The organism is Sporocytophaga sp. (genome assembly GCF_017745095.1).
Classification (GTDB): domain Bacteria; phylum Bacteroidota; class Bacteroidia; order Cytophagales; family Cytophagaceae; genus Sporocytophaga.
In genome coordinates, this window is sequence record NZ_JAGHZZ010000009.1 from 158204 (window position 1) to 181808 (window position 23605).

The window sequence follows — 23605 nt, forward strand, 5'->3', positions numbered from 1 at the left end:
AAAACTTTCCTTGTAAGCTACTTTTAGTGAGTTAATTATAAATTTGCCTGACTTTCTTCCCGAGATTTTTAATTACAATTTAATTGGCTGATTTATTTAATGTATAGCCATTTTTCAGGATCTAATTTTTCATTGTTTTTCCAGATCTGGAATTGCAGTTCGGAAACGTCATTTTTGTCTGTATAAATATATCCCAGTGGAGATTTAGCGTCTATTTCCTGCCCTGTTTTAACAAGTACTGTTTTTAGCTTTGCGTAGACAGAAAAATAGTCTCCATGCTGCACCATTACCACATAATTCATTCCTGGTACTTCAGCCACTGCAATTACTTTTCCTCTGAATACACTTCTAACCTGTTCATCTTTCAAAGTTTGAATGTCTACACCCAGATTTTCTACATAAACTCCTTTTAAAACTGGATGAGGTTGTTTTCCAAAATGATGGGAAACACTGCCATGAACTACAGGCCAAGGCAGCTTAGCCATATTGCCAGCAAAGGAATTGGATAAATTATTTGCTTCAGGGGTCAGATTCGGTGATACATGGGCACTTTTGCTATTTGACCTTCCTGAATGCTTATCTTTTTCTTCACGCTCTTTAGCTTCCTTAGCTGCTTTGGCAGCCTCTCGTTCTGCTTTTTCTCTTTCTTCTTTAATTAAGTCGGTAATGAGTTTTTCAAGTTTTCTGATAGATTTTTTTCTATTCTCAAGTTCTTTAATCAGCTCTTTTTCCTTGTTGCTTAATTCTTTTACAACTTCATTTTGCTGAACTTTTAACTCTTCAAGATTTCTAGTCTCTGTAGTCTTATTGTCAATAAGTGCCTGCTTTTCTCTCTTCTTTTGCTCCAATCTCCTTTTTTGTTTTGCCAAAGAAGCTTTTACTTTTTCTATTACTTCAACCTGACTTTTTCTCGCTTCGGAATACTGTCTGAAATATTTTATTCTTTGAAGCATTTGGTTGAATGATTCAGAAGCAAAAATAAATGTCAGTTTATCATAATAGTTATTGACTTTTGAAGCGGTGTAAATCATTTCCGCATATTCATCTTTCAATACTTCGATATCACTTTCCAAGGCAGCAATAAAGTCTTCGGTCTCAAGGATGTCCTGGTCAAGTAATTCAATTTCTTTTGTTATTGAATTGATCAGAGCGTTTCTTGCACTGATTTGCTGATTGAGTGCAGAAAGTTGTCCGAGTGTAGCTTCTTTTTTTGATTTTGTTTCCTGTAAAATCCTGTGAGCTTCTTGAATTTTTCTCAGATTTTCTTCTTTTTCTTTTTCAAGTTGCGATTTGCTTTTTTGTGCGAAAGCAACAAGTGAGGTAAGTAAAAGAAGTAAAAAAATACTAACGGTTTTCAAATCTTTTGGGGACGTTAAACGGGAAACCGAGCTCTTTTTCAGGGAATTCCACTTTGGTGTAATCAGCGTCGATTGTAGTTTGAAGAACAGTCCCACCTTGCTTGTAATTTAAATTGACCGAAATCTTATTGGGAAAATTATAATTATTTATCGGTGCAAAGTTATCATAATTTATGATGAGATGGTTATGATTTACCTTTTCAGTTAATTCAAGTTTTTTTAGAACCATGGAAACCAGTGAAATAAAGTTGGTTGCAATGAGGTCAGTTTTGTGTTGCTCTACGGTGCAAATACTTGTTTCTGTGGTTTTTATGATTTTATCGTGATGATCTCTTTTAAAAGGCATATTTCCCACTAAAAGCGCTTGTATAGTAGGAAGATTCATTGGCACATTGAATTTTTGACTTAAAAAAGATAAATCATAAGAGGAATACTTATTATTAATTCTGTCTATCATATGGACAGAATCTTTAAGTATAAGGCAACGGGCAGCTTCAATACCAAGAGCAGGAGAAATGGAAAGCCAGACAATACTGTCTTTCTTCATTCTGATATTTACAGTAAAATGAAGATCCTGTTCATTGTCTTTAAAATCTACCTTTGCTTTAGCGGAAAAATAGTTGAAGTCGATTTCTTGAACAGTAAGGTTAATTATTTCTTCCTGAGTCGCAGCCGTCGGCGTCAGATTTTTTTTGCAGGAAGAGAATATTAAAGTCAGGCCAAATAAGAAAAAGAGACTTTTAATATTATTCATAAATTTTTTTGTCTCTAATTTTCTTGTCAATAAACTCGCTTGTTTCACCTGCGACTTTGGCTTTTTGCCAATATTCTAATGCTTTTTCTTTGTCTCCAAGCTGATAAAGTACATCTCCATAATGCTCGAAAATGGTACCGTTAGTTGAGCTTAGTGCAGCCTTTTCAAGGTATATTTTAGCATTTGGATAATCTTTCAGGATATATAATACCCACCCGAATGTATCCAGGAAAGTAGGTTCAGAAGGATATTCTTTTATTAACCTTTCACACAATGTTTTTGCATGGTCCAGCTTATCTTTTCTTAAAGAAAGAAAATAACTGTAGTTGTTCAGTACATGTGCGTTTTTACTGTCAAACTTCAGAACTTCTTCATATGCATCGTCGGACTTTTGAAATTCTTTTGCTCCATTATAGGCATCACCTAGTTGCATGAGAAATTGAAGTTTCAGCTCATTGTTTGATGATGAAAGTTTTTTACCCTCTTCTAGCGCTTCAATTGCTCTGTTATAATTGCTTTTCATCAAATAGGCACCTCCATTGTATAGCCAAAGTATAGCCTGATTTGGGAATATCTCCAATGCCTGTTCAGAATGTTTGATCAAGCTGTCACGATGATTAAGGTCAGAGTCTAACATCAGGATCTGATTCCAAAGATTAAAATTATTTGGATTCAGATTTTTAGACTGGGTGTAATTCAGAAGGGCTTTTTCTTTATTACCAGCAATAAAATAAACATCGCCACTTGCACCATATGCTGCAGCATCAGTAGGATGTACTTTCTTCAAATCTTCACAAAGAGATATTAACTGGTCTTGAGGTAATTTATCTGATGGAAGTTTTTTAAGATCTTCAAGCAATGTGATTTTGGAGGTAATGTCCACTTCAGGGTTTTGAAATGCCTTGGACACAGCTTTGAGAGACTTGTCATATTCACCCTGATTTTTATAATAATCTGCTAAGGCAATCCAGGCATATCCGTTATCTGGTTCTTCTTTCACCAGAGTCTCTAATATAGCGAGACCTTCTTTTTCCTTATTGTTAGAGTAGAGAATTTCAGCCTGTCTTATTTTAAACTCGCTTTCCTCGGGATATGCATTAATAAGACTTTCTCCCTCGGCTATAGCTTCTTTAAGTTTATTGCCCTGAAGGAAGATAAGTTGTTTTTGTTTACTTACTTCAGGAGTTTTTCCAAAGTAAGATTCAATTTTGTCGTATATCTTTATTGCTTCCTCTACATTATTTGTATAGAGATAAAGAGCTGCAAGGTCAAAAAGATAATCCTCTGTGTCCGGAACTTCAGCCAGAAGTTTTTTTATTACTTTAAGAGCTTCCGGATAGTCCTGTTTTTTCTCATAGATCTCGCCCAAAAGAAGATAGTAGTACTTGTTCTTTGGGTCTTGTTTTAAAGATTTTTGAGCATAGTTGATTGCTTGGTCGTACTTGTCTTGCTGAAGTGCAAGCTTACCTAGCATGTAATTGATACCGGAGTTTTCCGGATTTATTTCATAGGCTTTCTGAAAATTGCTGAGGGCATCAGCGTAGTTATTTAAAACATACAGCTTCATGCCCTCAGTAAAATAGCCTTCTGCAATCAGATATTTCTCCTTTTTGTCTGCTTTGGATTTTTTTTGGCTAAAACCCTCTTGAACTGACAATAAGTAAAATAGAAAAAATGGTATTGCAAAAGTAACAAGTAATCTTTTCATAAATAATATTAAAGCACAATGGTATTGAAGTCTCCAACACTCAGGTCGGAAGGTTTTCCTTCAAAGGTAGCAGAATTTCCAAGCATCGAATTGCTGATGTTGGCGTTTTTGACCACAGCCTTTTCCTGGATTATAGACTTTTTAACCACAGAATCGATAATTTTTGTTCCATTTCCCACAGAAACGAATGGTCCTAATATAGTATTGCTGATTTCAGCATTTTCACCAACGTAACAAGGAGGGATAATCACAGAATTTGTAATTTTCGCAGATTTTGCAACAAGTTGCTGATCTTTAATGTAATCCAGGTACCTTTCGTTGGTCTGTACGGTAGAATCTTTGTTTCCGCAATCAAGCCATTCGGTAACTTTTCCGGGTTTAAATTTAGTCCCTTTGTTTTTCATATTATCAAGCGCATTGGTAAGCTGATACTCACCTTTGTCCTTGATATTGTTGTCGATAAGGTACTGAAGTTCTTTTGAAAGATATTCTCCGTCTTTGAAATAGTAAATACCGATAATTGCAAGATCAGATACGAATGTCTCCGGTTTTTCAACAAATTTAGTAATTTCTTCTTTCTCATTCAGAGTTACTACCCCAAATGGTTTTGGGTCTTCAACTTTTTGTACCCAGATAATGCCTTCTGAGGAAGTGTCAAGTTTAAAATCTGCTTTAAAAAGTGTATCAGCAAATGCAACCACAAGATTTCCTTTTAATGCTTCTTTTGCGCAAAGAATTGCATGAGCAGTTCCCAATGCTTCTTCCTGATAGTATATGCTTCCCTTTGCGCCAACTGATGCGGCAATTTCCATCAGTTTTTTTTCTACTTCTTTTCCAAAGTTACCAATGATGAATGCTACTTCGTCTACTTTTGTTCCGCAAACCTTGGCAATATCCTCTACAAGTCTCTGTACAATAGGCTTGCCAGCGATCGGGATAAGTGGTTTTGGAACAGTCAAGGTATGAGGGCGCATTCTCTTGCCCATTCCCGCCATTGGAATAATTATCTTCATACTTAAAAATTAGTTAAGGTTATTATAGTTAAGGATTATATCAAAATATCTGTGCAAAATTATCTGGTTCCGGTACTGCCGAATCCGCCTGCCGCCCTCTGGGAATTGGCTAGCTCCTTAACAGATAACCAGCTAATTTGTTCATATTTACTTATTATCATTTGAGCAATTCTTTCTCCATCGTTAATCAGAAATTCTTCTGTAGAAAGATTAACTAGTAGGACTTTAATTTCTCCTCTGTAATCAGAATCTATAGTACCTGGTGAATTGAGTACGGTAATTCCGTTTTTAAAAGCAAGACCGCTTCTTGGTCTTATCTGTGCTTCATAACCTAGTGGGAGTTCAATAAATAATTTTGTGGAAATCAATGCTCGTTCCATTGGTTTTAATAAAACCGGGTTCTCCAGATCAGCCCGCAAATCCATGCCAGCAGAACCTTCTGTTTGATAGGATGGAAGTCCGTGCTTAGAATTATTTATTATTCTTACCTGCATTTTTCAATTTTATAAGTCGGGTAAAAATACAAAAATTATGATGCTTTAAAATTCATTTGCTTTCTTTCAATCAAAAATACCACAAATAGATATGTCCCAAGCAAAATCACCTGGAAGCCGTAGCTCATAATACTACCTTTCCCGAAAGGATAACTGAGAGCTAGTATACTTAAAATAACAGCAAAGGTTAGATAAAATAGTGCGGAACCTATATTATAGGGTACAGGGAAATACTTTTTACCCCATAAATAGCTTATTGTGGACATCAGGAAATAACAGATTAACGTCGTGACCGCACTACCCATGTATCCGAAGAAGGGTATCAGAATAAAATTAGCGGTAATTGTAATTGCCGCGCCAAATATGCTTATCAGGGTTCCAAGCTGGGTTTTGTCTGTCAGTTTGTACCAGATAGATAAATTATAGTATATTCCAAGAAACAGATTGGCCATTAAAAGAACAGGCACTACAAGTATACCTTCTCTGAATATTTCTCCTCTCAATATTTTTTCAAAAAGGGAAAGATTACAACTAACAACAACATAAAGGAATGCGCATGCTATCACAAACCATTTCATTACAGTTGCAAAGAGTTCGGGAGCATTTTTGTCTTTAGCCTGAGAAAAAAAGAAAGGATCTGAGGCATATCTGAATGATTGCACTGCCAAGGTCATAAACATTGAAAGTCTGTAACAAGCTCCAAAAATACCCAAGGCTTCCAGGTTGGTTCTGTTGGGATAAAAACCGTCAGGCAAAACATATTTAAGGATGATCCTGCTCAGCATTTCATCCACCATTCCTGCTAGCCCGATGAATAACATTGGGATAGAATAGACAAGCATTGGTTTAAGTCTTTCCCAGTTAAAATCTATTTTGAAACCTTTAAATGTCTTTAGCAAAAAGAAGATTGTAAGAAAACTTGCTATTAGGTTTGCTATCAGGATGTATTCTACAAAATATTCTTCAGAATAGAACGATTGAATCAAAGGTTTTAAAGAAGGCAGTTGTTCTCCGGCAGCTATTTTCTTACAGAAAACAAGGAAAAAGATATTAAAGCCGACATTTACCAGTATGTTGAATAATTTGGCCGTTGCAAATACGCCTGCTTTGTTTTGAAGTCTTAGTCTGGCAAATGGAATTGCCAGCATTGAATCTATGGCGAGAATAGTTCCAAGAAGAACAAAATAAGATGAATGTCCATGATAATCCAAGCCATTGGCAATAACTGGTGAAAGCAGAAGTACTGAACCACTCATCAGGAGACTTGAGAAAATCAATGAAGTTTCGGATTGATTAAAAACAGACTCTTCTGAAAGATTGTCTTTAGTGGCAAATCGGAAATATGCAGTTTCCATACCGTATAAATAAAGTATGTTAAAGAAAGCTACATACGCATAGAGCTCAGTGATTGTACCGAATTGTACTGCAGTAAGAACAGCTGTATAAAAGGGGACAAGCAAAAAATTGATCGCTCTTCCAAGTATACTGCTTAATCCATAAAGGGCTGTCTGCCCTGCTAATTTTTTGAGAAGTGACATAAATTAAAAAAGGGTTCTAAAAACCCTTATTATATTGTATTTAAGAATTGTCGGAATAACGTAAATCTCCGGTTATTTATTTCCCTTTGAATTCTGGCTTCCTTTTATCAAGAAATGCAGAAGTGCCCTCGTGGAAATCTTCCGATTTGCAGCAGATTCCGAATGAATTGGCTTCTGTCTGGTATCCATCTTCTTCTTTTGAATAAGCAGCATTGATGCATTCAACGACCTGAGCAATGGCAATTGGAGCTTTAGTTGTGATTTTATTCAAAATTTCAAGACATTTTGGTATCAGATGATCTTTGTCGGTAACGTGGTTGACCAGTCCAATTGCATGTGCTTCTTGAGCAGGAATCATGTCTCCTGTCATAATTAATTCGAAAGCTTTGCCTTTTCCTACCAGTTGGGGAAGCCTTTGTGTACCGCCATATCCAGGAAGGATGCCGAGGCTAACTTCAGGAAGTCCGAACTTGGCATTGTCAGATGCAATTCTTATATGGCATGCCATTGCCAGTTCGCATCCTCCGCCTAGAGCGAATCCATTAACAGCAGCAATAACAGGTTTCGGGCACTTTTCAAATGCATCAAAAATTTCCTGGCCGTATTCGGAAAATTTTCTGGCATTGACTTCCGGTACTTCTGATATCTCTTTAATGTCAGCCCCAGCAACAAATGCTTTTTCACCAGCACCTGTAAGGATTACACCTTTAATACTATCTTCATCATAGGCCTTCTGAATTGCTTCTTTCAGCTCTTCCAGGGTTTTGTGATTCAGTGCATTCATTTTTTCCACCCGGCTGATGGTAATATGAAGTATTCCGTCTTTTTCTGTTACTGATAAGTTTTTAAAATCCACCATTTGCATAAAAAATTGGGCTGAAACTGTTAAGATGATTAATGTTATTTTTTACTGCTTGCTCTGAAAAGCCTTTCCTTTTCTCGTTTTGTAAGACTGGAATACCCGGATTTTGAAATTTTATCCAGAATGGCATCTATCTCTTTCTGATCCGGTTCTTTATCTTCATAATTAAAGTTTTTGTCACTGCTTCTATAGCTCACTTTAAATTTTCTTCTGGTAAATAATTTGTTGATGAACTCACTTACTGCGCTGATCGGCTTACCAAGATCCCGGCCGTTTTTAAGCTGCTTGATAAAAACGTAGCCAAGCAAAGCCCCTCCAAGATGGGCTAAATTCCCTCCAGCATTCATGCCGACGGAGCCAATAAATGAAATAAGAATAAAGAAAGCTGCAATGTATTTTATTTTGACAGGTCCTATAAACACAAGGTGAAAATAGTATTCTGGCAGAAGTGTTGCAGCTGCAACAGTAATAGCAAATACACTGGCAGAAGCTCCAACCATACCTATTGCAGGTCTGTGTTGAATAAAATAAGGGACGAAGTTGTAGAGCAAAAGATAAATGACAGCACCGGCAATTCCTCCTAAAATGTAAAGACTGATCAACCGGCGATTTCCAAGGTACTCTGTGATAAGCCTTCCAAACCAGTATAGGCCAAGCATATTACCAAGAATGTGAAATGGTCCGGGCACATCGTGACTAAAGAAATATGTAAAAAGCGTCCACGGTTTATGAAGAAAGTTTGTAAATATTGGTGGTATATGTTGATTGAAATAAATAAGGTTGAAAAGGGACATATTCTCAAATCCTCTTGAGAATACCCATAAAATGGTGTCTATTAAGTAGACAATAACATTGATCAGAATGATCTTTGTCAGACCATTTTCCTTTTGTCTAAACTGATATTTTAAGTCTTCTAAAAGATTCATTTTAATAAAAACGATTTCTTTCTCTTTCCCAGTATTTAACAATCAGGAATGCGAATAACATTCCTCCAATATGAGCAAAATGAGCTACATTGTCCCCCGGATTTCTTTGAATGCCCGCGTAAATCTCAAATAATCCATAAAACCCAACAATATACTTAGCTTTTATGGGAACCGGCACAAAAAGCAAAAACATTTCTGTATTCGGGAAAAGTAATCCGAAAGCCATAAGAACTCCAAAGATTGCTCCCGAAGCACCCACCATGGGCCTATTAATCGTGTAATTGTAAATATCGATAATTTGATCTTTAGCGTAATTAATGAAAGTTGGATTTCCTGGGTTTTTCTCATACCCGTCTAGAAATTGGAAACTTCCAAGAAATTGATCTCCAACAGATTCTCTGATAAACTTGATAAACAATTCAGGAGAGGGATTTGAAATAAAATTATTTTTTAAAACTTCTAAATGATGCATTTCAAAATATAACACTCCTGAATACAGCATTGCTGCTCCTAGCCCACAAATCATATAGAATGCCAGAAATCTCATAGGTCCCCAGACTCTTTCCAATAATGGTCCAAACATAAAAAGTCCAAACATATTGGAAAAGAGGTGTCCCCAGTCTGCATGAACAAACATGTGGGTGAAATAACGGTAAGCTTCTGTCTTCATTCCAGGAGCATTCAGGTACTTAAGCCCTAGAATACCGATTAGATCAACTTTGGTAAACGCCATAATGATAAATACCCCGATATTTAATATCAGAAGATTCTTCACCATGGGAGTAAGAGACATTTGCATGACTAACTAAAATTGGGTCTTGTAAAAAACTTTTCAATCCTGTTCATGTCCAGAATTACAATAGTATGATTGCCATTCGGAGCATAATTTGGACTTTTACAGGCAAATAACTGATCTATTAAGGTGTTCATTTCTAGCAAAGTCAGCCTTGTGCCTGGCTTCAGAGAAGCTCTTTTGGCAAGGGACCTTGCCAGGTTTTCTTTCCTATCAATACTAATTTCGTCCCTATTGTTTTTAAATTGCTCGATTAGCCCTTCAAAAAGATCTTTTTCATTTCCCCCGGTAATATCAGCAGGAATTCCATTTACAACAATGGTGGTATTCCCGAATACACTGAAAACAAATCCTAATGATTTGATCTCTTCTTCCATTTCCATGATCAGAGCAAAGTCTGAATGAGAAAGTTCTATTTTCAAAGGAAAAAGAAATTGCTGAGAGGCTCCGAATTTATTCTGAAGCATATTCAGGTATTTCTCATAAAGAATCCTTTCATGCGCTGCTTGTTGATCTACCACAAGCATGCCTGATTTTACCTGAGTGACTATATATTTCTGATGAAGCTGAAAAGTACTTTGGTTTTCGTTGTACAAAAGGTCTTTATTTAATGAAATATCCTTTTCCTCAGGTTTGGTATTTACCGCACTTCCTAGGCGGATTGTTTCAAAAGTCTTTGGTTTTTCTTCGTTTTCGAAAGATTTGTACAACTGCTCCCAGTTATCTTTATTTTTTTCTTCCAAAGGATTTGATGAGGAAGGGAACCGCAATCCCTGTTTAAATGACTCGTTTCCTCTTTCTATTTCATGTTCTCTATTCCTCGGAGGGAAGTTTGGAAAGCTTGAAGGATTTTGTCCGAGTGAAAAGTTAATATCCTGGTCAAAATCCAGAGATGGAGCAATATTGTGTGTCGCAAGTGCTTTTTTCACCGCAGCTCTGATGATGGCATAAATGGTTTTCTCATCATCAAATTTAATCTCGGTTTTCGTAGGGTGAACGTTGACATCGATGTGTTTAGGATCGATTTCTATGAAAAGCACATAAAAAGGAAAACTGTCATCCGGAAGAAGATTGTCAAACGCATGTACCACTGCATGATGCAGGTAGTTATTTTTGATAAATCTGTTATTAACGAAGAAATACTGGTCTCCTCTCGTTCTTTTTGCATTTTCAGGCTTTCCGATATAGCCATGAATTTTCAGCTGGTCAGTTTCTTCTTGGCAAGTAATAAGCTGTTCTTTATAGTTTTGACCAAAAAGGGAAATTATTCTTCTGCTCAGCTTTTCTGAAGGCATATTGAATATTTCCATATCGTTCTGGTAAAGAGTAAAACCTATTGCAGGGTAAGCTAATGCAACTCTGTGAAACTCATCCAGAATATGACGCATTTCTACCGGGTTAGATTTCAGGAAGTTTCTTCTGGCCGGAACGTTAAAAAACAGGTTTTTTATACTAAAACTGGTACCAACAGGTGTATTTACAGGTTCCTGGGTTTTTATTTCCGAGCCTTCGATTCTAATAAGTGTTCCTACTTCATCATCGGCTCTTCTAGTTTTCATTTCTACTTGTGCAACAGCGGCGATGGAAGCCAAAGCTTCTCCACGGAACCCGAAAGTTCTTATTGCAAAAAGGTCTTCAGTAGAGCTTATTTTGGAGGTTGCATGTCTTTCAAAGCTAAGTCTGGCATCTGTATCAGACATACCTTTCCCGTTGTCAACCACTTGAATAAGTGCTTTCCCTGCATCTTTTACTATTAATTGAATTTTATTGCTTCCCGCATCAATGGAATTTTCCAGAAGCTCTTTTACCACAGAAGCTGGTCTTTGAACAACTTCACCTGCAGCAATCTGATTGGCTAAAGCATCCGGAAGGAGACGAATTATATCTGGCATTTGGTTTTATTCTGGAGACAAAAATAACCCGTTTTTTCTTATAATAATTTTAATTTAAAAAAGTTATTCATTTATCCTTTCTTAAAAAAGTATAACAATTTCTTAAACATTGATTTGAAATTCATTTCCCGCAAACATTAATTAATTTATATTTGAAGAGAATATTACCCTTACAATAAATATTTTACTTAGTTATTTAAAACATAAAATACTGGTCCGTTTGTTGTATCTGTAAAGTTTCTCTTTTAATTCCGAGTAGTTGATGTATAGCAGGTATTTATTGGTTTCGTTTCTTATCCTTTCTGGGGCCCTTTTTCTTTCGTGGAATAATCCAAAAAAGACGCCCAAAAGGCTAATGAATCAGGATGCGTGGGTAGATAGCATCATGAACTCAATGACTCCTCAGCAGAGGATCGGTCACCTGTTTATGGTGGCTGCATACTCTAATAAAGGGGAAAAACATATTCAGGAAATTGAAGAGCTCATTACAAAATATGGCATTGGTGGCCTGATTTTTTTTCAGGGAGGTCCCGTTCGTCAGGCAATTCTTACTAATAAATATCAGAATCTTTCCAAAGTACCTCTATTTATTGCCATGGATGCAGAGTGGGGACTTGGGATGCGCCTTGATAGTGTCATAAGTTTTCCTAAACAGATGACTTTGGGTGCAATCGCAGATGATAAATACATCTACAAAATGGGTAAGGAGGTGGCCCGTCAATGCAGGAGACTGGGTGTTCATGTTAACTTTGCCCCTTGTGTGGATGTGAACAGCAATCCTAATAACCCAGTCATTGGAATGCGCTCCTTTGGGGAAGATAAAGTAAATGTTTCTAATAAAGGAATAGCTTACATGAAGGGTATGCAGGATCATTTTGTGCTGACAACTGCTAAGCATTTCCCCGGACATGGTGATACGGAGTCCGACTCTCACCATACTTTACCGGTTATCAATCACGATATTCAAAGATTGACGGATGTCGAAATGTATCCTTTCCGTCAGCTCATTAAAGATAGTGTAATGGGAGTTCTTGTTGGGCATATCCATGTACCGGCATTGGACAATACTCCAAACAGGGCTACAACACTTTCTCCTCATGTTGTAACCGACATACTGAAAAAAGATCTTGGTTTTAATGGACTTATTTTTACTGATGCTTTGAATATGAAAGGTGTTAGCAGTTTTTACAAACCAGGAGAAGTAGATGTACATGCTTTGCTTTCAGGTAATGATGTCTTGTTATTTCCTGAAAATGTCCCAGTCGCAATTGGCAAAATTGAAAAGGCAATTGAAAACAAAGAACTGACTCAAGAAGATGTAGATCAAAAGGTAAGAAAGATTTTAAGAGCGAAATACTGGGCTGGTTTAGACCACATTACTCCTGTGGAATTAAAAAACCTTTATGAAGATCTTAACAGCACCGCAGCAAAAGCTGTTCAACAGGAATTGTATGAAAAAGCAATGACAGTTGTTTTTAATGACGATCAGCTTGTTCCTTTGAAATTTCCTGATACAACTTCTATAGCTTCAATTTCTATCGGAAGAGAGAAGGGGAATACCTTTCAGGAAATGTTGAGCAAATATGCCAATGTAGCTCATTTTGCTGTTGCCAATAAAAATTCGGATGAAGCGGTTTATGATGCTGTTCTGAATGAATTGAAGAAATTTGAAGTGGTAATAATTGGAGTTCAGAATACCAATATCTTTAATAATAAGGATTATGGTATAAGTGAAAACTCCAGGAAGTTTATTAAAAAACTTCAGGCAACAACTAAGACTATTGTTTGTGTATTTGGCAATCCTTATAGTCTGAAATTTTTCTCTACAAGCGCCAATTTATTGTGTGCGTATGAAGACAACGAGGTGACTTATAAGGTAGTACCACAAGTGATTTTCGGAGGTGTACAAGCAACAGGACGTACCCCTGTTTCTATCGGTCAGGAGATTGCAATCAATTCAGGATATGATACTAATCCGTTTGTGAAAAGACTGCGTTACGCTTATCCTGAAAATGCCGGCATGGATGGGATGACATTGAGACAAATAGATTCAATAGCCTTAAGAGCTATTGCAGATAAGGCCACTCCAGGATGTCAGGTAGTTGCAGTAAAAAATGGAACAGTAGTGTTTGAAAAGGCTTATGGGCATCTTACCTATGATAAGAAAGAACCAGTAACTAATAACACTCTTTATGATATAGCCTCTGTTTCAAAAGTGGCCGGAACTCTTCAGGCTGTTATGTTTCTTCAGGAAAGAGAATTAATTGACCTTGATAAAAAAGCTTCATTTTATCTTCCTGAATTAAAAAATACCAATAAAGAAGATCTGGTTATCAGAGATATTCTTACACATCAGGCCGGTTTGATTCCGTTCCTCCCTCACTGGAAGCGCACACTTGATACGTCAGGTTTTAACAAATGCTATTACAGGCCAGAGAAAAATGATACTTTCTGTAGAATGGTTGTTCCGGGATTGTATTGTATCAATACTATTGAAGATTCCTTATGGAAATGGACTATCGAATCTGACCTGCTTCCTAAGCCTATACTTAAGAAAAATAAGAAAGGTAAGGTGGAAAAACGTGCTGATAAAAATGCCTACGTATATAGCGACCTTGGCTTTTATATCATGAAGCGCGTTGCTGAGAAGGTATTGGATCAATCCCTCGATGAATTCCTCAGACAAAATTTCTTTGATCCGCTCGGATTAAATACATTGACTTATTGTCCTTTAGGAAAATTTCCTTTAAATCAAATTGCTCCCACTGAAGATGATAAGTATTTCAGAAAAGCTCTGATACGAGGTACCGTACATGATCAGGGAGCGGCCTTACTTGGAGGAGTCGGAGGGCATGCGGGTATGTTCAGCGATGCGAATGATCTTGCAGTGCTTATGCAAATGAATCTTCAAAAAGGATTTTATGGAGGCAGCAGATATTTCCTGCCAAGGACGGTTCCTTTATTCTCAGAGAAACAGTTTGAAGACAACAGGAGAGGGCTGGGGTGGGATAAACCGGAGCCGGACGGAAACGGACCAACTTCAGATTATGCTTCTCCAAATACCTTTGGACATACAGGTTTTACAGGTACAGCAGTGTGGGCAGATCCAGATCAGGAATTAGTTTATGTTTTCCTTTCAAACAGGGTTTATCCTGATGCTGGAAATCAAAAGCTGATAAAAGGAGGGATAAGGACTAAGATTCAGGATGTATTGTATAAAGCAATATTAAATTATAATACAGATAAAAGAATAACGCTGAAGTAAGCTTATATTTGTCCGGTCGCATTGTTGTTTTAACTTTGAACCTGTACACAAGTCTAAATAGGACCGGATTATGAAGATTGGAATAGTTTGTTACCCTACCTTTGGAGGTAGCGGTGTCGTTGCGACAGAGCTTGGAATAGCTCTGGCAAAAGAAGGTCACCAGATTCATTTTATTACTTATACCCAGCCATTAAGGCTGGATTTTTTCAATGAAAATCTTTTCTATCATGAAGTAGCAATTTCTTCTTATCCGCTGTTTCAATACCCTCCATATGAGCTTGCACTGGCCAGCAAAATGGTGGATGTTGTTCTGCATGAAAAGCTTGACTTACTGCATGTTCATTATGCAATACCTCATGCCTCTGCTGCATACATGGCAAAACAGATATTGAAAACCAAGGGGATAATCATTCCTGTCGTTACTACCCTTCATGGTACGGATATTACCTTAGTAGGAAAAGATGCCTCTTATGAACCTGTAGTTACCTTTAGTATCAATGAATCTGATGGTGTTACAGCTGTGAGTGCAGATCTGAAGAAAGATACTTACAAACATTTTGAAGTTACTAAAGACATTGAGGTAATTCCAAACTTCATTGACCTTAACAGATTTAAAAAGCAAAAGAAAGAGCATTTTAAATTAGCCATCTGCCCGCACGGGGAGCAGCTTCTAGTGCATACTTCTAACTTTAGAGCGGTTAAGAGAGTTGATGATGTAGTGAGGGTCTTTGACAAATTACGTAAGCTGATTCCGGTAAAACTCCTCCTTGTAGGTGATGGTCCTGAAAGAATTAAGATTGAAAACCTTTGCAGGGAATTGAAGACATGTTCCGATATAAGGTTTTTAGGAAAGCTGGATGCGGTAGAAGAAGTACTTTCTGTGGCTGATTTATTTATAATGCCTTCAGAAAAGGAAAGCTTCGGACTTGCAGCCCTTGAAGCAATGGCCTGTGAAGTGCCAGTGTTAAGCTCTGATACAGGTGGTATTCCGGAGTTGAATATCAATGGAAAAACAGGATTTATGTCTAAGGTTGGTGATATAGATGACATGGTGGAAAAAGCCATGATTATTTTAAGCCCCGAGAATCATCAGAAATTCAGACAAAACGCTCTGGAAAGAGCTAAGGAATTTGACGTAGTAAATATTCTGCCGTTGTATGAAAGTTTCTACCAAAGAATTCTTACAAATGTTCGTGAAACTTTAAAAGTGTAATTAAAAAAAGTAAAATAGAATCAATTTGTTTCTAGTAAATAAGATAAGAGATATGGAAGATAAAGGATTTACTACAAATAAGCCGAAGAATAGTGGTACTAAGCAATTATTCGACAACCCAATATTAGAAAGACTGAGCAGGACGCATATATCAATACCGATTTCAATTTTTATCGTGATATCATCAGTCCTTTTATTTTACGCATTCAGATATACCACCCTTCCGGGAATCCTTATCCCATTCCTGTTTCTTGGTGGATTTCTGTTTTTTACTCTTATAGAATACTTAGTTCATCGTTTTGTATTCCATATGGAGCCAACAAGCAATTTTAAGAAGAAGATTCAATACAACATGCATGGAGTGCATCATGAATTTCCCAAAGATAAAGACAGATTGGCGATGCCCCCTCTTCTAAGTATTACCTTGGCCCTGGTTTTATTTGCGATTTTTTATTCGTTAATGGATACCAAAGTATTCGGTTTTTTGCCTGGGTTACTTACAGGATATGCGTCATACCTTTTCGTACACTTTATCGTACATGCTTATGCTCCCCCAAAAAATATCTTTAAAGAACTTTGGGTGAATCATGCAATACATCATTATAAGGATAATTCTACAGTATTTGGGGTGTCTTCGCCACTGTGGGATTATGTGTTTGGGACAATGCCTCCCAAAAAGAAAAAATTGTAGGTTGAATTAATTAAACTGCTCAAGAGCTTTTTCTGAAACGATGAAAAGCTCTTGAGCTTTTTTATAAGCTTGTTCCATTTGTACTCTGTCCTGCGCTTGTGCAGATTTCTCCAGCTTATGTAAGGCGTCTTTAAGTTCTGGCATTCCAATTACATCTGCAGTTGATTTCATTTTATGTGCTGTATTGGAAATTGCTTCAAAATTAGATTCTCCCATGTAAAATGTCACTTGTTCAAAAAACTCTTTCTTATGCTTCTTGAATAGAGAAATCATTTTAGCCAAGACATCTTTGTTGGTAATGTTCCCGAATGTAAAGGGAGCAATAACTGGTTCATTGATTGTAGCTTTAGAATTATTTCCAAGGTGTTTTGCAAGAATTTCTTTTAGCTCAGTTACTTCAAATGGCTTGTTGATATAACCGTTCATACCCGCATCCATAAACGCCTTCATATTGCTGTTCTCTGCAGCAGTCATAGCAATGATGGGCAACTGATTACCTGAAAGGTTAAAATCATTTCGGATCATCTGAGTGGCTTTGATACCATTAAGCTTTGGAAGATTAATATCCATGAAAACGATATCGTAGTGGTTTTTCCTGATTTTTTCTATGGCATCATAACCTGATTCAGCAAATTCCACCTTGTCTTTATAATTAGATAGCAACTTTGATATAAGGAATTGATTCAGCTCATTATCCTCCGTAAATAAAATGGAAATGGGCTGTTCCTGAAACAGATATTCGCTTGAAATACTCATAATTTTATCTCAGGAAAAGGATTATTGTAAAAAAGATAATGAAGATTATTGCTACGATAGTGCTTACGCTTTTATACTTATTGATTTTAAGTTTTAGGGTAATATTTTCTGAACGCAGGAAACGGAATTCTTGAGCTTTGCTGATGGCATTTAAAATACGCTCTACTGAATCATTGTTTTTTATAACATAATCAAACGCACCGGATTTTATCAGATCTATTGCAACCTGAATATCGGACTGATTAGAAAGAATTATTATTTCTGCGTCTGGCAATCTATCTCTCAATATCCTCAAGGTATCCAAACCTTTTAATCCTGGTAGGTTATAGTCAAGAATAAAAATATCGGTGTTTTTTTCAAATTCCAGATTATTAATGAGTTCTTCTGAATTATTGTATATTTTAAAATTACAATTAAGAAGGTCTTTTATCTTATGTTCAAGGAATAAAGCATATAGTTCGTTGTCCTCAACTAAAGTTATATTGATTTTTATCTCCTCCATTCTAAAGCTTAATTTAAAGTCCTATACGCAAGCTTTTGCTAAATGATTCTTAAAAAATTATTAAAAAGACCCAGCCTCGGAATGATTCCTCTTAAGGTAAATATATTTAAAAGAGCTGAAAATTAATAAGATTTGAAAATATTGTAGGGGGAAAAGAAAAATAGAAAAGTGCAAAAAAAAGAGATCCGATTTGACTTCTTTTTTGGCTGTTCCCATATCCTTTTTAAAATATCTGACTGATAACCAACGAAAGTCGGGACTTAACTGTATTTAAATCGAGAATTTGATTATTGAAGAATCACAGCATTTAGCACAATTATGTACTTTTTTATATCTATTCAATTTTATATTTAGACTCTATAAATTTTTGGATCTCATTTACTAGTATAGGGCTGATTCCGAGTATTATTACAATCAACCATTGCAGGCCATTTAAAGGAATTACTTCAAATGTTTGTCTTAATATCGGAATAAATATTATTAAAACAGTAAGAAAGACGGATGTTAATGTGCCCAGAAATAATTTCCTATTTTCAAGTAAACCAGTTACCAGAATAGAATCTTTACTTCTGATATTGAAGATGTTTAAAGCGGAAGATAGAGACATGACAATAAAAGCCATAGAGACTCCTAACTCTCTGGAACCGATTTCAAAAGCATTTGCCCCTAAGAAAAATGCTAGGAGAACTATGATAACAAAATTTAATGAACGTTGGAAAATTTTCAATCCTAACCCATCAGAGAAGACACCCGAATCTTTCCTTAAAGGTAGTCGCTTCATGACTCCTCTTTCTGATTTCTCAAATGATAGGAAAAATCCTGGAATACCGTCTGCGATTACATTAACCATCAGGATTTGGACTGCGGTCAGAGGCGCGCCCCAACCTAATGTTACTCCGGCCAACATAATGAAGATTTGAGCGAAATTTACGGACAATAAGAAATAAATGGTTTTCCTGATATTGTCAAATGATGTACGCCCCTCTTTTATTGCGCTTACGATAGTAGCAAAATTGTCATCTGTAATAATCATATCTGAAGCATTTTTAGAAACTTCAGTCCCTGTTATACCCATTGCAATACCAACATCAGCAGCTTTCAAAGCTGGCGCATCATTTACTCCATCCCCCGTCATCGCTACTACTTCACCTTTTGACTGCCAAGCCTGGACTATGCGAATTTTATCCTGAGGAGATACTCGGGCATAAACTGATATATTCTTAATTTTTTCTTTCAATTCATCGTCGCTCATTTTAGATAGTTCTTGACCTGTGACTACTAATTGTAATTTCTCATCTTCTAAAATTCCGATTTCCTTTGCGATTGCCAGAGCGGTTAGCTTATGGTCACCAGTAATCATGATTGTCTTAATTCCGGCTTCTTTGGCTTGTTTTACCGCTTCTTTAGATTCTTCTCTAGGTGGGTCAATCATGCCGATTAAACCGAGGAATTCTAAATTGCTTTCCAAAGCTTCTTCGTTAATTACTTCAGGGCGTTTAGTTATTTTTTTTGTTGCAATAGCAATTACTCTTAAAGCTTTTGAAGCGAACTCATCATGGATTTTTTGAGCTTTAAGTCTTTGTTCTGCATTCTGCCAGCTCACTGGGATTCTGTCAAAGGCTCCTTTTGTTACCACTAAATAATCACCATCCTCTAAATGATGTAAAGTAGTCATCAATTTTCTTTTTGAATCGAAAGGGAGTTCTTCAGCTTTAGGAAATTCCCGTTCAGCGTCTACTCTCGTTAACCCTTTTTTATGTAGTAATCTGATAATGGCTAATTCGGTTGGGTCACCCATTACTTTCTCATTCCCTTCATCATCTACCTCTATGGTGGCGTTCGAGCAGACGGTCAGCAAAACTAACGTCTTCATTTCTTCTTTTGAAAATTCTTCTGTTGCATGGGTTGCTTCACTTGATCCTATCCAAATCTGTTGAATCTTCATTTTATTTTGTGTCAGAGTCCCTGTTTTATCAGAGCAAATGACAGATGTATTTCCTATGGTTTCGATCGCAGGAATTTTTCTTATGATAGTATTCTTCTTCACCATATTGAAGACTCCGCGAGAGAGGATCATTGTAACAATAATGGGAAGAGTCTCTGGTACTGCAGCTACACCTAAAGATATGCCTATTAGCAACATATCTGGAGTGGAGTGGTTGTGAATGAATATACCAATCAAGAATACTGCTATAGCTGCTAATAAAGCAATGAAAGATAATCTCTTAGATAATTGTGCTAATTTGATTTGAAGAGGAGTTTTTAATTTCTCTGTCTCATTCAAGAGCTTAGCAATTTTACCCATTTCTGTGTTCATTGCAGTTTTTACTACTACAGCTCTTCCTTTTCCATTCGTTACGAGCGTTCCAGAGAATACCCAATCAAATCTATCCCCAATGGGTGAATTATCTTGAGAACGAAAATTTTCATTTTTAAGGATGGGTTCGGATTCCCCAGTTAAAGAAGCTTCATCAACTTGAAGGGAATTAGTTTCCAGAAGCTGACAATCTGCTGTTATAATATCTCCACTGTTAAACTCTACTAAATCACCTGGTACCAGCTCATTTGCTTTAATCCTAAATTTCTTTCCATCTCTGATTACTGTCGTGGTATTTGTGTTAAGTCGTTTGAGAGCCTCAAGAGCAGCCTCTGATTTACTCTCTTGGTATACTGCAACAACCACATTAATGATAACTATGGAAAGAATGACGAATACTTTGGCCCAGCCGCTGCCTTGAGTTACAGCTACGTATCCTGCGATAGCAGCCGCTATCATCAAAATGATTGAAGTGATTTCAGTTAAATGATGAAGAGATTTCTGGAGAAGAGTTTCTTTCTTCTGTTCTTCAAATTCATTGTATCCATTCTGATCTAATCTTCTTTTAGCTTCTTGTTGAGCTAATCCATTAAGAGAATTAGTTTTCAATCGCTCTAGCACTTCTTCTTTTGATTCTTTAAATGTCATAGAATTTCCTATCATTTAGCTGAAGCTCATTTTGAAGCATCTAAAAGGATTAACCCTTATAAATTAGATAGGTTATTGAAAAAATTAAGAGTACAGATCTTTTTCAGGAGAATATTCGGAGATCGTATAACCTTTATGGCAGGATCATTCCTTGAAGAAGATGGCAACAATACTTAACTGAAGAGATAAAAAATAAAAAAGCCCTCAGAAATTTCTGAGGGCTTTGGCTCCCCCTGCTGGACTTGAACCAGCGACCCTCTGATTAACAGTCAGATGCTCTAACCAGCTGAGCTAAGGAGGAATGTTGTTCGATAACGGGGTATATTTTTCGAGAAAACTTATCGAAACACCCTAATAAGTTGTAAAGCAGTTGCTTCAGTAGTCAATTCTTTATCAAAAGAAGTGAACAATAAAAAAGCCTTCAGAAATTCTGAAGGCCTTTTGGCTCCCCCTGCTGGACTTGAACCAGCGACCCTCTGATTAACAGTCAGATGCTCTAACCAGCTGAGCTAAGGAGGAATGTTATTCGCTAACGGAGTGCAATATTAGCCGATTGAATTTAATTATGCAATAGCTGTCTAAATATTTTTTTAAATAATTTTTAACTCACTGATAATGGGATGATTTAAAATGAGGAAATATGATAAAAATGAGGGTGGTGCCATTTTGTCTTTTATGTGTAGTTGAAAATAACCCTTAAAAGACAAATTGACATTGTGTTTAGTGAAAAAATTTGAGTGGCATATTTTTTTCTCATAGCCAATTAAATCAAAAATGGAAAATTTTATGACACTACATGTTAAAGAAAACAGAGAAAAAGATTTCAGATCAAAATCAATCTCAGAAATTATAGACAACTTTTTTATTGAGGCTTCTGCTCATCAAGGTAACCAGGCGAGATATTTTTCTCCCAAAGCAGACATCTTAGAGGCCGAGAAGGAGTTTCAGATTCAGTTAGCTTTGGCCGGACTTAAAAGAGAAGACATCAAAGTAGATTTTCAAGACAAAAAATTAACCGTTAGCGGAGAGAGAAAAGCTGCATTTAGGGAACAGGGGCAAAAAGTGCATGCTTTAGGCACTGCTTATGGACAGTTCCACAGATCATTCTTCCTGCCCGAAGATATTGCCCATGAAAATATCCAGGCAGAGTTTAAAGATGGAATTCTATTTATTACAATCCCAAAAGCCGAAAAAGTTGAAAAGAAATCTGTGATTGAAGTGAAATAATTTTGTCAAAATCCGGAGAAAAATTTTAAAACTCCGGATTTTTTTAATTAAAATACTTGTTTCATTTTTTCGTTAACGAGATAACAACTCTCAATTTTCTAAAAGTAAATATGAAAGCAAAACACATTGTTCTTTTGGCTCTTATCACGTCTTTGCTTGGTGGAGCCGTTTCCATATTCGGATATAAATATCTGGTTGGAGAAAAGTATATCTATTCTGTACAAAGCAGACCCCCTGCTGTTCTATCCAATTACTCTGCGGATACAGCTTCTGTGGTAGTTCCGGAAGGGCTTAATTTTATTAATGCTGCTGATGCTGCTAGGCCAGCAGTAGTTCACATCAAAACATCTTATGAGCCTAAAAATCAGGGGCAGCAGAAAGTCTACCCTGGAGGACCAATGGATGAAATGTTGAAGGATTTCTTTGGAGAAGGATTCTCCATGCCTGAAGGAAACTATCAAAACAGCGGTCCTCAGGAAGCATCAGGATCGGGAGTTATCATTTCTTCCGATGGTTATATCATTACCAATAATCACGTTGTAGAAAATGCAGATAAGATCGAAGTTGTTCTTAATGACAAAAGAAGCTTCACAGGAAAGCTTCTAGGAACAGACCCTTCGACTGATCTGGCTCTTGTGAAAATCGAAGAGAAAGATCTACCAACTGTGACGTATGGTAATTCAGATAATGTAAAGATCGGCGAGTGGGTGCTGGCTGTAGGTAATCCGTTCAATCTTACTTCAACTGTTACAGCAGGTATTGTAAGTGCAAAAGCCAGAAACATCAATATTCTGAAAAGCAAAGATAATCTCGCCATAGAGTCTTTTATTCAGACGGATGCTGTGGTAAATCCAGGAAACAGTGGAGGTGCCCTTGTTAACCTTAGAGGTGAGCTGATAGGTATAAATACAGCCATTGCTTCTCCCACTGGTTCATATGCTGGTTATTCTTTTGCCGTGCCTGTAGCACTAGTAAAGAAAGTTATAAAAGACCTTGCTGAGTACGGAACCGTTCAAAGAGCGTTACTTGGGGTTAGTATTATGGAAATTAACTCAACTCTTGCAAAAGAAAAGGGACTTAAAGATGTTACTGGCGTTTATATTGCCTCTGTAAATCAGTCTAGCGCTGCTGATAAAGCTGGGTTAAAAGAAGGTGATGTAATTACTCATGTCAACCAGGTTCCTGTAAACTCTTCAGCTTCATTGCAGGAGAATGTTGCAAGGTTCCGCCCAGGAGATAAAATTAAAGTGAAGTTTGTTCGTGATGGAAAAGAACAAGAGGTTGATGCTGTACTTATGAATACTAAAGGTAATACTCAGCTTGTGAAGAAAGAAGATATCAGTACTTCAACAAAATCTGTAGGTGCTAGTCTGATTGATCTTTCAAAAGAAGAAATGAAGAAATTAGGTATAGATGGAGGTGCAAAGGTAACTAAGATAATGCCTGGTAAATTCAGAGAAGCAGGCATTAAAGAAGGTTTCATCATTACTTCCATAGACAAGCAAAAGGTTAAAAATGCTGAAGATCTGATGCACTATCTTGATAGCAATAAATCAGAAGGTACGCTTCTTGGAGGTGTTTATCCGAATGGACAAAAAGCCTATTACGCAGTTGCGTGGTAAGGGTTTGGATAATCAATAAATAATTT

18 protein-coding genes and 2 tRNA genes are annotated in these 23605 nt (G+C 36.7%); 5 read left to right on the forward strand and 15 right to left on the reverse strand.

Annotation, left to right across the window (positions count from 1 at the left end):
• Positions 1 to 92 precede the first annotated feature (92 nt).
• The 10 genes from J7604_RS15490 to mutL form a co-directional block, all read right to left on the reverse strand.
• Positions 93 to 1358: a peptidoglycan DD-metalloendopeptidase family protein gene (locus J7604_RS15490; RefSeq protein ID WP_293897278.1), complete on the reverse strand. Its 1266-nt coding sequence runs from the start codon at positions 1356 to 1358 to the stop codon at positions 93 to 95.
• Positions 1345 to 2112: a DUF4292 domain-containing protein gene (locus J7604_RS15495; protein WP_293897280.1), complete on the reverse strand. Its 768-nt coding sequence runs from the start codon at positions 2110 to 2112 to the stop codon at positions 1345 to 1347. Before J7604_RS15495 ends, J7604_RS15490 begins: the two co-directional genes overlap by 14 nt.
• On the reverse strand, positions 2105 to 3820 hold the full coding sequence (locus tag J7604_RS15500) for a tetratricopeptide repeat protein (RefSeq protein ID WP_293897282.1): 1716 nt from the start codon (positions 3818 to 3820) through the stop codon (positions 2105 to 2107). Before J7604_RS15500 ends, J7604_RS15495 begins: the two co-directional genes overlap by 8 nt.
• An 8-nt stretch (positions 3821 to 3828) precedes the next feature.
• Positions 3829 to 4833: a sugar nucleotidyltransferase gene (locus J7604_RS15505; RefSeq protein WP_293897284.1), complete on the reverse strand. Its 1005-nt coding sequence runs from the start codon at positions 4831 to 4833 to the stop codon at positions 3829 to 3831.
• A gap of 59 nt (positions 4834 to 4892) precedes the next feature.
• On the reverse strand, positions 4893 to 5327 hold the full coding sequence (gene dut, locus J7604_RS15510) for a dUTP diphosphatase (RefSeq protein WP_293897286.1): 435 nt from the start codon (positions 5325 to 5327) through the stop codon (positions 4893 to 4895).
• Between the two features lie 35 nt (positions 5328 to 5362).
• Positions 5363 to 6865, reverse strand: coding sequence for an oligosaccharide flippase family protein (locus tag J7604_RS15515; protein ID WP_293897288.1), 1503 nt, complete (start codon positions 6863 to 6865; stop codon positions 5363 to 5365).
• A gap of 76 nt (positions 6866 to 6941) precedes the next feature.
• Positions 6942 to 7724, reverse strand: a complete 783-nt coding sequence (locus tag J7604_RS15520) for an enoyl-CoA hydratase-related protein (protein ID WP_293897290.1) — start codon at positions 7722 to 7724, stop codon at positions 6942 to 6944.
• A 41-nt stretch (positions 7725 to 7765) separates the two neighbouring features.
• On the reverse strand, positions 7766 to 8653 hold the full coding sequence (locus J7604_RS15525) for a rhomboid family intramembrane serine protease (RefSeq protein WP_293897292.1): 888 nt from the start codon (positions 8651 to 8653) through the stop codon (positions 7766 to 7768).
• 1 nt (position 8654) lies between these two features.
• Positions 8655 to 9452, reverse strand: a complete 798-nt coding sequence (locus J7604_RS15530; RefSeq protein ID WP_293897294.1) for a rhomboid family intramembrane serine protease — start codon at positions 9450 to 9452, stop codon at positions 8655 to 8657.
• A 2-nt stretch (positions 9453 to 9454) separates the two neighbouring features.
• On the reverse strand, positions 9455 to 11338 hold the full coding sequence (gene mutL, locus J7604_RS15535; protein ID WP_293897296.1) for a DNA mismatch repair endonuclease MutL: 1884 nt from the start codon (positions 11336 to 11338) through the stop codon (positions 9455 to 9457).
• A 262-nt stretch (positions 11339 to 11600) separates the two neighbouring features.
• Between mutL and J7604_RS15540 the strand changes: the two genes are divergently transcribed.
• The 3 genes from J7604_RS15540 to J7604_RS15550 all read left to right on the forward strand — a co-directional run bounded on the left by J7604_RS15540 (position 11601) and on the right by J7604_RS15550 (position 16507).
• Positions 11601 to 14603 (forward strand): glycoside hydrolase family 3 N-terminal domain-containing protein, encoded by a 3003-nt coding sequence (locus J7604_RS15540; protein ID WP_293897298.1) that lies wholly within the window; start codon positions 11601 to 11603, stop codon positions 14601 to 14603.
• Between the two features lie 70 nt (positions 14604 to 14673).
• On the forward strand, positions 14674 to 15816 hold the full coding sequence (gene bshA, locus J7604_RS15545; RefSeq protein WP_293897300.1) for an N-acetyl-alpha-D-glucosaminyl L-malate synthase BshA: 1143 nt from the start codon (positions 14674 to 14676) through the stop codon (positions 15814 to 15816).
• A gap of 52 nt (positions 15817 to 15868) precedes the next feature.
• The gene (locus J7604_RS15550) at positions 15869 to 16507 is read left to right on the forward strand and encodes a sterol desaturase family protein (protein ID WP_293897302.1); all 639 of its coding nucleotides are present in this window, start codon (positions 15869 to 15871) and stop codon (positions 16505 to 16507) included.
• A gap of 6 nt (positions 16508 to 16513) precedes the next feature.
• On the opposite strand, the gene J7604_RS15555 is transcribed toward J7604_RS15550, so the two are convergent.
• The 5 genes from J7604_RS15555 to J7604_RS15575 all read right to left on the reverse strand — a co-directional run bounded on the left by J7604_RS15555 (position 16514) and on the right by J7604_RS15575 (position 21249).
• Positions 16514 to 17263, reverse strand: a complete 750-nt coding sequence (locus J7604_RS15555; RefSeq protein ID WP_293897304.1) for a response regulator — start codon at positions 17261 to 17263, stop codon at positions 16514 to 16516.
• Positions 17264 to 17267: 4 nt separating this feature from the next.
• A complete protein-coding gene (locus J7604_RS15560) occupies positions 17268 to 17765 on the reverse strand; it encodes a response regulator (RefSeq protein WP_045459400.1) in 498 nt (165 codons plus the stop codon).
• 334 nt (positions 17766 to 18099) lie between these two features.
• The gene (locus tag J7604_RS15565) at positions 18100 to 20730 is read right to left on the reverse strand and encodes a cation-translocating P-type ATPase (protein ID WP_293897309.1); all 2631 of its coding nucleotides are present in this window, start codon (positions 20728 to 20730) and stop codon (positions 18100 to 18102) included.
• A gap of 224 nt (positions 20731 to 20954) precedes the next feature.
• Positions 20955 to 21031, reverse strand: a tRNA-Asn gene (locus tag J7604_RS15570).
• 141 nt (positions 21032 to 21172) lie between these two features.
• Positions 21173 to 21249, reverse strand: a tRNA-Asn gene (locus J7604_RS15575).
• 267 nt (positions 21250 to 21516) lie between these two features.
• Here J7604_RS15575 and J7604_RS15580 point away from each other — a divergent pair.
• Both J7604_RS15580 and J7604_RS15585 read left to right on the forward strand, forming a co-directional pair.
• Positions 21517 to 21957, forward strand: a complete 441-nt coding sequence (locus tag J7604_RS15580) for an Hsp20/alpha crystallin family protein (protein ID WP_293897311.1) — start codon at positions 21517 to 21519, stop codon at positions 21955 to 21957.
• A gap of 110 nt (positions 21958 to 22067) precedes the next feature.
• The gene (locus J7604_RS15585) at positions 22068 to 23579 is read left to right on the forward strand and encodes a Do family serine endopeptidase (protein WP_293897313.1); all 1512 of its coding nucleotides are present in this window, start codon (positions 22068 to 22070) and stop codon (positions 23577 to 23579) included.
• Positions 23580 to 23605 lie beyond the last annotated feature (26 nt).

Bases quoted from the DNA above. Each gene is read 5' to 3' on its own strand.
- J7604_RS15495 (WP_293897280.1), bottom strand. From the start codon at position 2,112: ATGAATAATATTAAAAGTCTCTTTTTCTTATTTGGCCTGACTTTAATA.
- J7604_RS15500 (WP_293897282.1), bottom strand. From the start codon at position 3,820: ATGAAAAGATTACTTGTTACTTTTGCAATACCATTTTTTCTATTTTAC.
- J7604_RS15505 (WP_293897284.1), bottom strand. From the start codon at position 4,833: ATGAAGATAATTATTCCAATGGCGGGAATGGGCAAGAGAATGCGCCCT.
- dut (WP_293897286.1), bottom strand. From the start codon at position 5,327: ATGCAGGTAAGAATAATAAATAATTCTAAGCACGGACTTCCATCCTAT.
- J7604_RS15515 (WP_293897288.1), bottom strand. From the start codon at position 6,865: ATGTCACTTCTCAAAAAATTAGCAGGGCAGACAGCCCTTTATGGATTA.
- J7604_RS15520 (WP_293897290.1), bottom strand. From the start codon at position 7,724: ATGGTGGATTTTAAAAACTTATCAGTAACAGAAAAAGACGGAATACTT.
- J7604_RS15525 (WP_293897292.1), bottom strand. From the start codon at position 8,653: ATGAATCTTTTAGAAGACTTAAAATATCAGTTTAGACAAAAGGAAAAT.
- J7604_RS15530 (WP_293897294.1), bottom strand. From the start codon at position 9,452: ATGCAAATGTCTCTTACTCCCATGGTGAAGAATCTTCTGATATTAAAT.
- mutL (WP_293897296.1), bottom strand. From the start codon at position 11,338: ATGCCAGATATAATTCGTCTCCTTCCGGATGCTTTAGCCAATCAGATT.
- J7604_RS15540 (WP_293897298.1), top strand. From the start codon at position 11,601: ATGTATAGCAGGTATTTATTGGTTTCGTTTCTTATCCTTTCTGGGGCC.
- bshA (WP_293897300.1), top strand. From the start codon at position 14,674: ATGAAGATTGGAATAGTTTGTTACCCTACCTTTGGAGGTAGCGGTGTC.
- J7604_RS15550 (WP_293897302.1), top strand. From the start codon at position 15,869: ATGGAAGATAAAGGATTTACTACAAATAAGCCGAAGAATAGTGGTACT.
- J7604_RS15555 (WP_293897304.1), bottom strand. From the start codon at position 17,263: ATGAGTATTTCAAGCGAATATCTGTTTCAGGAACAGCCCATTTCCATT.
- J7604_RS15560 (WP_045459400.1), bottom strand. From the start codon at position 17,765: ATGGAGGAGATAAAAATCAATATAACTTTAGTTGAGGACAACGAACTA.
- J7604_RS15565 (WP_293897309.1), bottom strand. From the start codon at position 20,730: ATGACATTTAAAGAATCAAAAGAAGAAGTGCTAGAGCGATTGAAAACT.
- J7604_RS15580 (WP_293897311.1), top strand. From the start codon at position 21,517: ATGACACTACATGTTAAAGAAAACAGAGAAAAAGATTTCAGATCAAAA.
- J7604_RS15585 (WP_293897313.1), top strand. From the start codon at position 22,068: ATGAAAGCAAAACACATTGTTCTTTTGGCTCTTATCACGTCTTTGCTT.